At 57.2% G+C, this 12,462-nt stretch carries 16 protein-coding genes; 10 read left to right on the forward strand and 6 right to left on the reverse strand.

Going from position 1 to position 12,462, the window contains the following annotated elements:
- Positions 1–11: 11 nt before the first annotated feature.
- From sufC to ldtE, 5 genes are all read left to right on the forward strand, one after another.
- A complete protein-coding gene (gene sufC, locus ACOYA6_RS05240; RefSeq protein ID WP_039029104.1) occupies positions 12–758 on the forward strand; it encodes a Fe-S cluster assembly ATPase SufC in 747 nt (248 codons plus the stop codon).
- A complete protein-coding gene (sufD, locus tag ACOYA6_RS05245) occupies positions 733–2,004 on the forward strand; it encodes a Fe-S cluster assembly protein SufD (RefSeq protein WP_422654168.1) in 1,272 nt (423 codons plus the stop codon). The genes sufC and sufD overlap by 26 nt, the downstream gene beginning before the upstream one ends.
- Positions 2,001–3,221, forward strand: a complete 1,221-nt coding sequence (gene sufS / locus ACOYA6_RS05250; RefSeq protein WP_422654169.1) for a cysteine desulfurase SufS — start codon at positions 2,001–2,003, stop codon at positions 3,219–3,221. The genes sufD and sufS overlap by 4 nt, the downstream gene beginning before the upstream one ends.
- 14 nt (positions 3,222–3,235) lie before the next feature.
- Positions 3,236–3,652, forward strand: a complete 417-nt coding sequence (gene sufE, locus ACOYA6_RS05255) for a cysteine desulfuration protein SufE (RefSeq protein WP_039029107.1) — start codon at positions 3,236–3,238, stop codon at positions 3,650–3,652.
- A gap of 97 nt (positions 3,653–3,749) precedes the next feature.
- Positions 3,750–4,763, forward strand: a complete 1,014-nt coding sequence (ldtE, locus tag ACOYA6_RS05260) for a L,D-transpeptidase LdtE (RefSeq protein WP_039029108.1) — start codon at positions 3,750–3,752, stop codon at positions 4,761–4,763.
- A gap of 63 nt (positions 4,764–4,826) precedes the next feature.
- On the opposite strand, the gene lpp is transcribed toward ldtE, so the two are convergent.
- The 3 genes from lpp to ynhH all read right to left on the reverse strand — a co-directional run bounded on the left by lpp (position 4,827) and on the right by ynhH (position 7,078).
- Complete coding sequence (lpp, locus tag ACOYA6_RS05265) at positions 4,827–5,063, reverse strand: murein lipoprotein Lpp (protein ID WP_001082307.1); 237 nt, start codon at positions 5,061–5,063, stop codon at positions 4,827–4,829.
- Between the two features lie 310 nt (positions 5,064–5,373).
- Positions 5,374–6,795: a pyruvate kinase PykF gene (pykF, locus tag ACOYA6_RS05270; protein WP_039029109.1), complete on the reverse strand. Its 1,422-nt coding sequence runs from the start codon at positions 6,793–6,795 to the stop codon at positions 5,374–5,376.
- A gap of 7 nt (positions 6,796–6,802) precedes the next feature.
- A complete protein-coding gene (ynhH, locus tag ACOYA6_RS05275) occupies positions 6,803–7,078 on the reverse strand; it encodes a protein YnhH (protein WP_422654504.1) in 276 nt (91 codons plus the stop codon).
- Between ynhH and ACOYA6_RS05280 the strand changes: the two genes are divergently transcribed.
- The 5 genes from ACOYA6_RS05280 (at position 6,973) to fumD (ending at position 10,218) form a co-directional block, all read left to right on the forward strand.
- The gene (locus tag ACOYA6_RS05280) at positions 6,973–7,215 is read left to right on the forward strand and encodes a hypothetical protein (protein WP_072036632.1); all 243 of its coding nucleotides are present in this window, start codon (positions 6,973–6,975) and stop codon (positions 7,213–7,215) included. The genes ynhH and ACOYA6_RS05280 overlap by 106 nt on opposite strands.
- Positions 7,216–7,378: 163 nt before the next feature.
- Positions 7,379–8,401 (forward strand): methionine ABC transporter ATP-binding protein, encoded by a 1,023-nt coding sequence (locus ACOYA6_RS05285; protein ID WP_039029110.1) that lies wholly within the window; start codon positions 7,379–7,381, stop codon positions 8,399–8,401.
- Positions 8,394–9,062 carry a methionine ABC transporter permease gene (locus ACOYA6_RS05290; protein WP_422654170.1) on the forward strand — a complete coding sequence of 223 codons (669 nt, stop codon included), beginning with the start codon at positions 8,394–8,396 and terminating at the stop codon, positions 9,060–9,062. The genes ACOYA6_RS05285 and ACOYA6_RS05290 overlap by 8 nt, the downstream gene beginning before the upstream one ends.
- Positions 9,063–9,090: 28 nt before the next feature.
- Positions 9,091–9,903 (forward strand): MetQ/NlpA family ABC transporter substrate-binding protein, encoded by an 813-nt coding sequence (locus ACOYA6_RS05295; RefSeq protein WP_039029111.1) that lies wholly within the window; start codon positions 9,091–9,093, stop codon positions 9,901–9,903.
- A gap of 105 nt (positions 9,904–10,008) precedes the next feature.
- Positions 10,009–10,218: a fumarate hydratase FumD gene (fumD, locus tag ACOYA6_RS05300; protein WP_032617775.1), complete on the forward strand. Its 210-nt coding sequence runs from the start codon at positions 10,009–10,011 to the stop codon at positions 10,216–10,218.
- Here fumD and ACOYA6_RS05305 read toward each other — a convergent pair.
- From ACOYA6_RS05305 to ACOYA6_RS05315, 3 genes are read right to left on the reverse strand one after another with little or no spacing between them, the layout of a single operon-like run.
- Positions 10,199–10,885 carry an amino acid ABC transporter permease gene (locus tag ACOYA6_RS05305; protein ID WP_039029112.1) on the reverse strand — a complete coding sequence of 229 codons (687 nt, stop codon included), beginning with the start codon at positions 10,883–10,885 and terminating at the stop codon, positions 10,199–10,201. The two genes, fumD and ACOYA6_RS05305, sit on opposite strands and share 20 nt — an antisense overlap.
- Entirely contained in the window at positions 10,879–11,646 is a 768-nt protein-coding gene (locus ACOYA6_RS05310) for an amino acid ABC transporter permease (protein WP_422654171.1), read from the reverse strand. The genes ACOYA6_RS05305 and ACOYA6_RS05310 overlap by 7 nt, the downstream gene beginning before the upstream one ends.
- Complete coding sequence (locus ACOYA6_RS05315; protein ID WP_422654172.1) at positions 11,646–12,461, reverse strand: amino acid ABC transporter ATP-binding protein; 816 nt, start codon at positions 12,459–12,461, stop codon at positions 11,646–11,648. Before ACOYA6_RS05315 ends, ACOYA6_RS05310 begins: the two co-directional genes overlap by 1 nt.
- Position 12,462 lies beyond the last annotated feature (1 nt).

The following is a 12,462-nucleotide window of genomic DNA, read 5'->3' on the forward strand; positions in this document are numbered from 1 at the left end:
AAGGAAAGCACATGTTAAGCATTAAAGATTTACAGGTCAGTGTGGAAGATAAAGCGATCCTGCGCGGCCTGAGCCTTGAGGTTCGCCCGGGCGAAGTGCATGCCATTATGGGCCCTAACGGCTCCGGCAAAAGTACGCTGTCGGCCACCCTGGCCGGGCGCGAAGATTACGAAGTGGTTGGCGGATCGGTGGACTTTAAGGGCAAAGATTTGCTGGAGCTGTCGCCGGAAGAGAGAGCCGGAGAGGGCATCTTTATGGCCTTCCAGTATCCGGTGGAGATCCCGGGGGTCAGCAACCAGTTCTTCCTGCAGACCGCGCTGAACGCGGTGCGCAAATACCGCAGCGAAGAGGAGCTGGATCGCTTCGACTTCCAGGATCTGATGGAAGAGAAAATTCAGCTGCTGAAGATGCCGGAAGATCTGCTTACCCGTTCGGTCAACGTCGGTTTTTCCGGCGGGGAGAAAAAGCGTAACGACATCCTGCAGATGGCGGTGCTTGAGCCGGAACTGTGCATCCTCGATGAAACCGACTCCGGGCTGGATATCGACGCCCTGAAGATCGTCGCCGACGGCGTTAACGCCCTGCGCGACGGCAAACGGTCGTTCATCATCGTCACCCACTATCAGCGCATTCTTGACTACATCAAGCCTGACTACGTGCATGTGCTCTATCAGGGGCGAATTGTGAAATCCGGTGATTTCACGCTGGTCAAACAGCTGGAGGAGCAGGGCTATGGCTGGCTTAGCGAACAGCAGTAACGCGCTGCAGCAGTGGCATCGTCTGTTTGAAGCGCAGGGCCAGACGCGCTCGGAGCAGGCGCAACAGCACCTGCAGCAGATGCTGCGCCTCGGGTTGCCGACGCGTAAGCACGAAAACTGGAAATACACCCCGCTGGACGGGCTGCTCAATGGCGAATTCGTGGCGCGTCCGGCAAGCGTAGCGCCTGGCGACCGTGATGCGCTGGCGCTGACCCTCGACGCCACACGGCTGGTCTTTGTCGACGGGCGCTTTAACGCGGATCTGAGCGATAGCACCGATGAGAGCGGGTTCGAAGTGGTGATCAACGACGAACGTCAGAACCTGCCGACAGCGGTTCAGCCGGAGCTGTTCCTGCATCTGACCGAAAGCCTGGCCCAGAGCGTGACCCATATCAGCGTGAAGCGTAACGCCTGCCCGGCGAAGCCGCTGCTCCTGCTGCATATCACCCAGGGGCTGGCAGGTGAGGAGATCAACACCGCTCACTATCGCCACCATCTGGAACTTGCCGAGGGGGCGGAAGCCACGATCGTTGAACATTACGTCAGTCTCAACGACATGCGCCATTTCACCGGCGCGCGCCTGACCATGAACGTGGCGGCCAACGCCCGGCTGCACCATATCAAGCTGGCGTTTGAGAATGCGGCGAGCCACCACTTCGCCCATAACGATCTGCAGATGGCCGCCGATGGGTCGGCGTTCAGCCACAGCTTCCTGCTGGGCGGCGCGGTCCTGCGCCATAACACCAGCACCCGGTTGAACGGTGAAAACACCACCCTGCGGATCAACAGCCTGGCGATGCCGGTGAAAACCGAAGTGTGCGACACCCGCACCTGGCTTGAGCACAACAAGGGCTACTGCAACAGCCGTCAGCTGCATAAGACCATCGTCAGCGACAAAGGTCGCGCGGTCTTTAACGGGCTGATCAACGTGGCCCAGCACGCTATTAAAACCGACGGGCAGATGACCAACAACAATCTGCTGATGGGCCGCCTGGCGGAGGTGGACACCAAACCGCAGCTGGAAATCTACGCCGATGACGTGAAGTGCAGCCACGGTGCCACCGTGGGCCGGATCGACGACGAGCAGATGTTCTATCTTCGCTCCCGCGGGATCGACAAACAGGCGGCAGAGAAGATGATCATCTACGCCTTCGCTGCCGAACTGACCGAGGCCCTCGGGGATGAAACATTAAGACAGCAGGTGCTGGCGCGTATCGGCCTGCGTCTGCCTGGAGGTGTGGCATGAATTTCCCTGTAGAGAAAGTGCGGGCGGACTTTCCCGTCCTGACCCGTGAAGTGAACGGTCTGCCGCTTGCCTATCTCGACAGCGCCGCCAGCGCGCAAAAGCCTGCCCAGGTGATCGAGGCCGAAGCGGAATTTTACCGGCACGGCTACGCGGCGGTGCACCGGGGGATCCACACCCTCAGCGCCGAGGCGACCCAGCGGATGGAAAACGTCCGCACCCGGGCGGCGGCGTTCTTAAATGCCCGCTCGCCGGAGGAGCTGGTCTTTGTGCGCGGCACCACCGAGGGGATTAACCTGGTGGCGAACAGCTGGGGCAGCGCGGAGGTTCACGCGGGGGATAACATCATCATCACCCAGATGGAGCACCACGCCAATATTGTCCCCTGGCAGATGCTGTGCGAGCGCGTCGGGGCAGAGCTGCGGGTGATCCCGCTTATTCAGGACGGCACCTTACAGCTTGAGCGGCTGGAAAGCCTGCTGGATGAACGCACCCGGCTGGTGGCCATCACTCAGGTCTCCAACGTGCTGGGCACCGAAAACCCGGTTGCGGAGATTATCGCCAAAGCCCATCTGGCAGGGGCGAAAGTGTTGATCGATGGCGCCCAGGCGGTGATGCACCATACGGTGGACGTGCAGGCGCTGGACTGCGACTTCTACGTCTTTTCCGGGCACAAGCTCTACGGGCCAACCGGCATCGGCGTCCTCTACGTTAAAGACGAGATTTTACAGGCCATGCCGCCGTGGGAAGGGGGCGGGTCGATGATCGCCACCGTCAGCCTGAGCGAAGGCACCACCTATGCCCGCGCGCCGTGGCGCTTTGAGGCGGGAACACCCAACACCGGGGGCATTATCGGGCTGGGCGCGGCGATGGAGTATGTGACCGCTATTGGCCTTGATGCCATCGCCGAGTATGAGCAGATGCTGATGCGCTACGCGCTGGCGGAGCTGGCCAGCGTGCCGGATCTGACGCTGTACGGCCCGGCAGGTCGCCTTGGCGTCATCGCCTTTAATCTCGGCAAGCACCACGCCTATGACGTCGGCAGTTTTCTTGATAACTATGGCGTAGCGGTGCGCACCGGACACCACTGCGCCATGCCGCTGATGGCGTTCTATGAGGTACCGGCGATGTGCCGCGCGTCGCTGGTGATGTACAACACAACGGAAGAGGTCGACAGACTGGTGGCAGGGCTGAAGCGTATCCACCGTCTGCTGGGCTAACAAGAGGGTAAGAGATGGCTGCATTGCCAGACAGAGACAAATTGCTGCGCAACTTTACCCGTTGCGCAAACTGGGAAGAGAAGTACCTCTACATCATCGAGCTGGGGCAGCGTCTGCCTGCCCTTAGCGAAAGCGACCATGTTCCGGAAAATAGTATTCAGGGCTGTCAGAGCCAGGTGTGGATAATAATGCACCAGAATGAAGCCGGGATGATTGAATTAGCGGGCGACAGTGATGCGGCAATAGTGAAAGGCCTTATTGCCGTCGTGTTTATTTTATATCAGCAGATGTCCCCTCAGGATATTGTCGCCTTTGACGTCCGCCCGTGGTTTGAAAAAATGGCGCTCACCCAGCATTTAACGCCGTCCCGTTCTCAGGGGCTTGAGGCGATGATCCGCGCAATCCGCTCCAAAGCCGCCAACATTAGCTAAACTATCTAAACAGCCCTCATTCTGTTCCGCGAGACGGCTCCCGCCTCGCGGATTTTTCAGCTTTCTGACGATCCGTCAGTGAATAAGGAATCTCAGTATGAAGCGCGCGTCTCTATTAACTCTCATTCTTTTTGGTTCGCTTAGCGCGCTTAATAGCGCCTGGGCGGTGGATTATCCTTTGCCACCGGCGGGCAGCCGGCTTATCGGGCAAAACCAGACGTATATTGTTCAGGAAGGTGATAATAACCTGCAGGCAATAGCGCGTCGGTTTAATACCGCTGCGCATTTAATACTCGAAACCAATAATACCATCGCCCCGGTTTATCCGGCGCCGGGAACGGTCATCACCATTCCGTCGCAGATGCTGCTGCCGGATACCCCCCGGGAAGGGATTGTGGTGAACCTGGCGGAGCTGCGGCTCTACTACTATCCGCCGGGTGAAAACAGCGTGCAGGTCTATCCGCTGGGGATTGGCCAACTGGGGCTGGAGACGCCGGTGTCCACCACGCGAATCAGCCAGAAGATCCCGAATCCGACCTGGACGCCAACGGCGGGCATCAGAGCGCGCTCGCTGGCGCAGGGCATCAAACTGCCCCCGGTGGTACCCGCAGGGCCTAATAACCCGTTAGGACGCTTTGCGCTGCGTCTGGGCATAGGCAACGGTGAATACCTGATCCATGGCACCAGCGCGCCGGACAGCGTCGGGTTGCGCGTCAGCTCCGGCTGTATGCGCATGAACGCCCCGGATATCAAAGCGCTTTTCGCCCAGACCCGGGTCGGTACGCGGGTGCAGATCATCAATGAGCCGGTGAAGTTCTCGGTTGAGCCGGACGGTAAGCGCTACGTTGAAGTGCATCGTCCGCTGGCAATGGTAGAGGGAGAAAACCCACAGACGGTGTCAATCGCGCAGTCCAGCGCCTTTACGTCATTTGTCTCGCAGGGCGGCAGCGATAAGCTGCTGGTGAATAAAGCCTTGTCGCGTCGGGCAGGTATCCCGGTAGTGGTATCAACAGGAGCCGGACAGGCGGTGAACAGTACGGGGCTGTCGGCGCAGAACACGCGCTTGCCGGTGGCGGCATCACAAGGTGGGCAGGAGCAGGCGATTCAGTAGAGCAAAATGCGGGGCAAAAAAAAATGGCGCACAATGTGCGCCATTTTATTAACACAGGTACTATTACTTACGGTATTTAGTAGCCTGGTTGTCCAGACGCTGGTTAGCGCGTGCTGCGTCATCTTTAGCAGCCTGAACGTCGGAACGCATTGCGTTCACGTCGTTGCTCAGCTGGTCAACTTTAGCGTTCAGAGTCTGAACGTCAGAAGACAGCTGATCGATTTTAGCATTGCTGGAGCAACCTGCCAGCAGAGTAGAACCCAGGATTACCGCGCCCAGTACCAGTTTAGTACGATTCATTATTAATACCCTCTAGATTGAGTTAATCTCCATGTAGCGTTACAAGTATTACACAAAGTTTTTTAGGTTGAGAATATTTTTTTGATGGGAATATGCCTATTTTTGATCGTTCGCTCAAAGAAACACCTGTTTTGACTATTTCGTCAAAAATGTTGTGTTAAAACAGACAATTTTCATCGGATTCATCTTAGAAAACGTACCCGTTAAATAGAAAAACCCGATTTGCTTTTTTAATAAGTTTGGCTGATAGCGGAAATAAAAAAAGCGCCCCGAAGGACGCTTTTTAAACAAATTAATTCGTTCGGTATTATTACAGGACGTGAACAGATGCGGTATTAGTGGTGCCGCTTGGAACCAGCGCACCTGAAACCATTACCACTACGTCGCCTTTCTGCGCCAGGCCACGCTCAACCAGCTGCAGGGCCACTTCTTTACCCAGACGGTAGAAATCGTCAGTAGAAGCGATCTCTTTCACCAGGTGTGGAACCACGCCTTTGCTCAGCACCAGCTGACGCGCGGTCACTTCGTTAGTGGTCAGCGCCAGAATGGTCGCGTTCGGGAAGTACTTACGTACGGCTTTCGCAGATTTACCGCCCTGAGTCGCCACGACGATCAGTGGGGCTTCCAGCTTCTCGGCAGTCTCTACCGCGCCACGGCACACCGCTTCGGTGATGCGCAGCTTACGGCTGTCGTTGTTGTTGTCCAGACGGCTCTGCATCACGCGGTCGGTACGTTCGCAGATGGTTGCCATGATGGATACCGCTTCCAGCGGGTATTTACCCTTCGCGGATTCACCGGACAGCATAACGGCATCGGTACCGTCGAGGATGGCGTTGGCTACGTCGCCAGCTTCAGCGCGGGTTGGACGTGGGTTTTTGATCATGGAGTCCAGCATCTGCGTCGCGGTGATAACCACTTTACGCGCGCGAACACACTTCTCGATCATCATCTTCTGCGCGAAAATAACTTCTTCAACCGGGATTTCAACGCCCAGGTCGCCACGCGCAACCATGATGCCGTCAGACGCTTCGAGGATTTCGTCGAAGTTGTTCAGGCCTTCCTGGTTTTCGATTTTGGAGATGATCTGGATGTTTTCGCCGCCGTGGGCTTTCAGGTGCTCACGGATTTCAACGACGTCAGAACGTTTACGGATAAAGGACGCCGCAACGAAGTCAACGCCCTGCTCGCAACCGAAGATCAGGTCCTGTTTGTCTTTCTCAGCCAGCGCTGGCAGTGCGATGGAAACGCCCGGCAGGTTAACGCCTTTGTTTTCGCCCAGGTCGCCGTTGTTCAGTACTTTACAAACAACGTTTTTGCCTTCGATAGCGGTGACTTCCATACCGATCAGGCCATCGTCCACCAGAACGGTGTTGCCGACGGACAGATCGCTGGTGAAGCCTTCATAGGTTACAGCAACGATGTCGCTGTTGCCGACAACAGACTTGTCTGTGGTGAACGTGAAGGTCTGGCCCGCTTTCAGAGAAACGTCGTTGCCGCCTTCCAGTTTAATGGTACGAATTTCTGGACCTTTGGTATCCAGCAGGATTGCTGCTTTTTTACCGGTCTTGCTCATCACGTTGCGCAGGTTCTGGATGCGCTGGCCGTGTTCAGCATAGTCACCGTGAGAGAAGTTCAGACGCATCACGTTCATGCCGGCGTCCAGCATTTTGGTCAGCATCTCTTCAGATTCGGTTTTCGGGCCGATGGTGCAAACAATTTTCGTCTTTTTCATGACAGTCTTAGTCTTTAAGTTGGGAAGGATATGGAATTCTCGCTCCGGGGGCGCAGGGCCTCGGAGTCAAACCTGTGTTGCGAAATTTTTTATGGCACGCAGTAAGGATAGGTGACATCACTTGAGCGTGCAGAAGAATGTGTGCCTGTGTTTCAGCCCAGGAGGAGAGGGTAAGTTGTGTGCGTTGTTTTTTGTAGTCCAAGCGCTGAAACCATTCATCAGGAGTTTGGCGCGCATTATACGCTGAAAGATGCGCAAAAGGAAAATGAAAACAGCGTTTCAAAAATTTTATATGCAGTTTCACAAAGGATTGTTATCAAGGCGTTAAGGTTCGCTGCACGGATGTTGCGCCAGCGAAAAACCTTAAGGCAAATGCCCCATTTTTATGGCGATTACCCATTGCCGCTCCTCAACTATTGATTGCTGAAAATTAGCATTATGGCGTTTCCCGCGCGCGGCGCGGCATATCACTCAAAGTTATAAGATATTCCTTTTCATTCATTTAAAAGCTAATAACGGCTGTTTACTATCATTTGGACATCCATACTGCTAAACCGCCACAGGCGAACGGATTACCCGAATAATGATAGTACTCAGGAATATTTCTAAGATTTTTGACAACGGAAAAGTGGCGCTGACGGCCGTTGATAACGTGAACCTGGCGATAGAGCAGGGACAGATTTATGGAATTATTGGCTACAGCGGCGCGGGCAAAAGCACCTTAATCCGCCTGCTTAACGGCCTCGAAAAACCGACCACCGGCAGCGTGACCATTAACGGCCAGGACATCTCGGCGGCGAAAGGCGAAACCCTGCGCCAGGCGCGGCTGAAAATCAGTATGGTGTTTCAGCACTTCAACCTGCTGTGGTCGCGCACCGTCAGCGAGAACATCGCTTTCTCCATGCAGATTGCCGGAGTGCCAAAGGCCAAAATTAAAGCCCGCGTGACGGAACTGGTTGAGCTGGTGGGGCTGAAGGGCCGCGAACAGGCCTATCCGTCCCAGCTGAGCGGCGGACAAAAGCAGCGTGTCGGCATTGCCCGCGCGCTGGCGAATAACCCTGATGTGCTGCTCTGCGATGAGGCCACCTCGGCGCTGGACCCGCAGACCACCGATCAGATCCTCGATCTGCTCCTCGACATTAACCGTCGTTTTAAGCTGACCATCGTGCTCATCACCCATGAGATGCACGTGGTGCGCAAAATCTGCGACCGCGTGGCGGTGATGGAAAACGGCAAGGTGGTGGAGGAGGGCGAGGTACTGCAGGTCTTTACCCACCCGCAGCAGCCGATTACGCAACAGTTTGTGCGCCAGGTGAGCCAGTATGCGGAAGAAGAGACCTTCAATACCGAGCTGGCAAACGATCTGGAAGGCACCGTCATCAAGCTGACCTTTACCGGGCACAGCACCCATAAGCCGGTGGTGGGAGAACTGACGCTGCGCTACGGCCTGCCGTTTAACATCCTGCACGGCAAAATGACGCAAACCGCTCACGGCGTATTCGGCCAGCTCTGGCTGCACGTGGTGGCAACGGAAGAACAACTGAACAATATCCTCGCCGATTTGCAGCACAGTGATATTGAAGGCGAGGTAATTAAACATGGCTGAGAATCTCTTCCCGCACCTGAAATGGGACCAGCTCTGGGCCGCCACCCTGGAAACGCTGTACATGACGGCGCTCTCCGGCGTCGCCACCTTTGTACTGGGTCTGGTCCTCGGCCTGGCGCTGTTTTTAACCGCCCGCGGTGGGATGTTCCACAACCGCACGGTCTACAGCATCATTTCGATTGTGGTGAACGTGTTCCGCTCTATCCCGTTCATTATTTTGATTGTGCTGCTGATCCCCTTCACCAAAACCGTGGTGGGGACCATCCTCGGGGCGAACGCCGCACTGCCCGCGCTGATTGTCGGTGCCGCGCCGTTCTATGCCCGTCTGGTGGAGATTGCCCTGCGTGAAGTGGACAAAGGGGTGATCGAAGCGACGCGCTCGATGGGGGCCCGTCTGAGTACCTTAATTTTTCGGGTTTTACTGCCGGAATCATCGCCAGCCCTGGTCTCGGGGATCACGGTGACGCTGATTGCCCTGGTGAGCTACAGCGCCATGGCAGGGGTGATTGGTGCCGGTGGTCTGGGAAATCTGGCTTATCTGGAAGGATTCCAGCGCAACCATGGTGACGTCACGCTGGTGGCAACGGTGACCATTTTGATCATCGTTTTCATTATCCAGTTCTGCGGCGACATCATTACTTCACTGTTAGATAAAAGATAAACACGAATAACACACAGGAACCATCATCATGAAAAAGACACTGACGTTGATCGCCGCAGCAACCCTGAGCGCCCTGAGCTTTGCCTCCTGGGCTGACACCCTGACCGTGGGCGCGTCCAACACGCCGCACGCCGAAATTCTGGAGCAGGCGAAGCCGATTCTGGCGAAACAGGGTATCGATCTTGAGATCAAACCGTTCCAGGACTACATCCTGCCGAACACCGCCCTGGCGGGTCGCGACATCGACGCCAACTACTTCCAGCACATCCCTTACCTGAACAGCGTGCTGAAAGATCACGCCGGGGATAAAGAGTACGATTTCGTCAGCGCCGGTGCGATCCACATCGAGCCGATCGGTATCTACTCTAAAAAGTACAAGTCGCTGAAAGATCTGCCGGAAGGCGGCAAAATCATCATGCGTGATGCGGTCTCTGAAGAGGGTCGTATCCTCTCTATCTTCGAGAAAGAGGGCGTGATCAAGCTGAAGCCGGGCATCGACAAAGTGACCGCGCGCATCAGCGATATCGTTGAGAACCCGAAAAAGCTGCAGTTCACCCCGAACGTTGAAGCCTCTCTGCTGCCGCAGATGTACAACAACGATGAAGGCGCTGCGGTCGTCATCAACGCTAACTACGCCATCGACGCTGGTCTGGATCCGGTTCACGACCCGATTGCGGTAGAGAGCGGTGAAAACAACCCGTACGCCAACATCATCACCGTCCACCGTGGCGATGAGAAGAAGAAGGACATCGTGGCGCTGGTAGACGTCCTGCACTCCAAAGAGATTCAGGACTGGATCCGCACCAAGTATAAAGGCGCGGTGATCCCGGTTAACAACTGATTTATCAGCTTGATATTAAAGCCCGGCGGGTCCCTCGCCGGGCTTTTTTTGTATACGGGCGATGAATGAATTAAGCTGGCGTTTTAAGGCAATGGAGTGAAAGTCATGGGCAATGTAACCAAAGACGAAGCGCTGTATCAGGAGATGTGCCGCGTGGTAGGCAAAGTCGTGCTTGAAATGCGGGATTTAGGGCAGGAGCCAAAGCATATTGTCATCGCCGGGGTACTGCGCACCTCGCTGGCGAACCAGCGGGTGAAACGCAGTGAACTGACCACCCAGGCGATGGAGACCGTCGTTAAAGCGCTGGCCGGTTAAGCTGCCAGCGTTTTGCCAGCTGTTCGACCCCACAGCACAGCAGGTAATAGACCACACCGGTAAAAACAAAAATAGCCGCCGGGTAAATCTGCACCCGGTTGTTCACCTGGCCTGCCACGGTGGTCAGCTCCGGCACATTGACAATAAACGCCAGCGATGTGTCCTTCAGCAGGCTGATAAAAATCCCCAGCAGCGAAGGCAGCGTGTTGCGCAACGCCTGCGGCAGCAAAACGAACCCCAGGGTCTGCAGCGCACCAAACCCCTGCGCCTGCGCCGCTTCATATTGCCCGTCCGGCAACGCCCCCAGCCCGGCCAGCACCGAGTGCATCACCGCGGCGGCGGTAAACCACGCCAGCGCCAGGGTGACGGTCAGCGCCCCCGGCAGATCGCCGCCGGTCATCAGCGGCAGCAGATACCACAGCCAGAAGATGACAAAAATCAGCGGGATGCCGCGGATGATCTCCGCCCAGACAAACAGGGTTTTGCGTATCACTCCCGGAAAACGCCACGCCAGCCCCGCCAGCGCAACCCCGGCCGGTAGCGCCAGCGCCGCAGCGCCGAAGGCCATCAGCAGCGTCAGCAGCACGCCGCCGGGCTCCCCGGCCGCAGCCCGCCCCCAGAGCAGGTAATCCAGGTTATCGGTAATCACGTTCAGTCCGGCTAACATCTCTCTTCACTCCGGGTGGCTGGGGCGACGTTTTGACGCCGCCGGTTTGCGGGGCCCAGTCTGGTCAGCACCATGCCCATCACCACGCCGGTGAGCAGGTACAGCACCGTGCCGATGGTGAAGGCCTCCAGCGCGTGGGCGTTATAGCTCTCAATCTGGCGCACCTGATAGGTCAGTTCCGCAAAGCCGATGCCGCTGGCCAGGGACGAGAGTTTCATCAGGTTGAGATACTGCCCAACAACCGGTTGCCAGGCGTTGGCCAGCCCCTGCGGCAGCAGAATATGCCGCAGCAGCGGCCAGGCAGAAAACCCCTGCGCCACGGCGGCTTCGCGTTGCCCGGCAGAGACGGCGCGCAGGCCAGCGCTAATCTCCTCCGTCAAAAACGCCGAGGTAAAGACCCCGAGCCCCCAGGCGGAGCAGAGAAACTCTGGCGTAAACCACCACACCTGGCCCGGCAGCACCGACCAGCTGTGATCGTCCATCACAAAGGCGCGAAAACCCTGCGGGAGCCCGTTCCAGGCGGCGAAGTACCAGAACAGCAACTGCACCAGCAGCGGGGTATTGCGAAACAGCGACACCCACACGGCGACAATCGTTGCGCCAGGGCGGCCTACGGCGAGTCGCAATCCCAGGCAGACGAGGGTGATGAGGCTGGCGACGGCCATCCCGGCGAGCGTCACCCACAGGGTGGTCAGAAAACCGGACAGGAACCACGTCAGAGGCTGGCCGGTCAGCACCCCCTGCCAGTCGAGGGCGGGCATCAGGACGTTCCCGGATGCAGCGGATTGAGCACCTTCTGTAGAAAACGCTGCGTGCGGGGATGCTCAGGATGCTGAAAGAACTGCGCCGGGGGAGCCACTTCCAGAATGTGTCCGCCGTCGATAAACACCACCCGGTCGGCAATCTCCCGGGCGAACTGCATCTCATGGGTGACGACAATCATGGTGATCCCGCTGTGGGCGAGGGCTTTCATCACCAGCAGCACTTCGCCGATCATCTCGGGATCGAGGGCCGAGGTGGGCTCATCAAACAGAACGATCTGCGGTGAGGAAGCCAGGGCGCGGGCGATGGCCACCCGCTGCTGCTGCCCGCCGGATAACGCCTCCGGGTAGTGGTCGGCTTTATCCGCCATCCCCACCTGCGCCAGCAGCGCGTCGGCGCGGGCATCGGCCCCGGCTGGCTGCCAGCCGTGAACATGCTTCAGCGCCAGGGCGATGTTTTGCCGCGCCGTCAGATGGCTGTACAGATTGAACTGCTGGAAGACAAAACCCACCCGGCTGCGCAGCTGGCGCAGCGCCTGGCGGGGAAGCTGGCGGGTGGATTTCCCGTCGATCAGAATGTCGCCGGAGGTCAGCTCTTCCAGCTGGTTGATAAGGCGGATCAGCGTCGATTTGCCGGAACCCGACGGGCCAAGAATGGCGACCACTTCACCGGGCATCACGCTGAGGTTGATGCCTTTCAGCACTGGGCGATCGCCGTAACGTTTCACTACGTCACTAAAGGTGACGCTGGCCTGCTCCAGATGTGAAAAATCCGCGGCACGGGCCGCGGAGCGAGAAAATAAACCTGACAGCATA

The organism is Leclercia barmai, from assembly GCF_049312895.1.
Taxonomy (GTDB): domain Bacteria; phylum Pseudomonadota; class Gammaproteobacteria; order Enterobacterales; family Enterobacteriaceae; genus Enterobacter; species Enterobacter barmai.